The sequence below is a fragment of the Lentilactobacillus kisonensis DSM 19906 = JCM 15041 genome (assembly GCF_001434135.1).
GTDB classification, from domain to species: Bacteria; Bacillota; Bacilli; order Lactobacillales; family Lactobacillaceae; genus Lentilactobacillus; species Lentilactobacillus kisonensis.
Genome location: NZ_AZEB01000081.1, coordinates 1 through 1,104 on the forward strand (window position 1 = coordinate 1; position 1,104 = coordinate 1,104).

The 1,104-nt window shown below is 42.8% G+C and carries 1 protein-coding gene; it reads right to left on the bottom strand.

Annotated features, from left to right (window positions below; all coding sequences use genetic code 11):
- Positions 1-1,104 (bottom strand): transposase (locus FC98_RS13745; protein WP_156637341.1); only part of this gene is annotated, 1,104 nt, incomplete at both ends.

Genomic DNA, 1,104 nt, shown 5'->3' on the forward strand with positions numbered 1-1,104 from the left:
CCCTCTGGGGTTGAAAGCTGTTCACGAATATATTCTTTTTGGAATTCCCAATTCGGGTTAATGTTGATTCTGCGTTGGTTACCCATGCGGGTGGTCGACCAATAGTAACCTTCGGGGTCATCGTAATCGTCGGCCCGATAAACTTTAAAGTCGCGGGTAAACCCATTTTTATCTGTTCGATGGCTCATGCCGTGATATGAAAAGCGAATATGGTGGTTATCCACATAGTAATCGTCTTTGGCATGATATTCCCAGTTCATCACTTTACTCAGATCGGTGCGATATTTCTTCGATTGTTCCTTCAGATACATGGTGTAAGGGATTAAGGGGATCTTACCCAATTTCTCTTTAACGAATTGATAGTTTGGCTCACTGCCGTAGCCCGCATCGGCAACGATATAGTTGACGGGGGTTTGCGTGAAATTCATTGATTTTAAGAAAGGAATGAAAGTTCGCTGGTCAGTGGGCCGTTGATTAACTTGGTAATAGAGAACGAATTGTGATTGGGTGGCGATTTGCAGATTGTACCCTGGCTTTAACTGGCCGTTTTGCATCGGATCTTCTTTCATCCGCATAAAAGTCGCGTCATGATCCGTTTTAGAGAAACTGTTCCGATCACCAAACCACTCATGATATTGGCGATACTTTTGTTTACGAGGTAAGTATTCATCTCTTACTAGATGCCGGAGATGTTTTAGTTGACGCCGGCGTTGTTTACGTGGTGAACCACCGGGAATCATTTTTTCGGTTTTGATTTGCTGATCTAATTCGTTAATCTCTGTGTCCAATGCGGCCACTTCAGCTTTAAGCGTCTGAAGATCCGTCGGATCCATTTCGCTTGCCACTGCTAGATTGACTTTGTTTTGAATCAGGTCTTTAAACAAGTTCCGGGTTTTCTGGTCCAACTTACTTTCAAATTTTTCCGTGCTTTTTCGCCAGACAAATGAATACTTGTTGGCATCGGCGAGGATTTTAGTGCCATCAATGAAAATTGCCTCATCACTTAACAGATTGTTATCAATCAATGATTGTCGGAATTGCAGATACATGAGGGCAATTAGTTTGGTTGTTTGTGGATCAGTCCGAAAACGATTGATTGTCCGG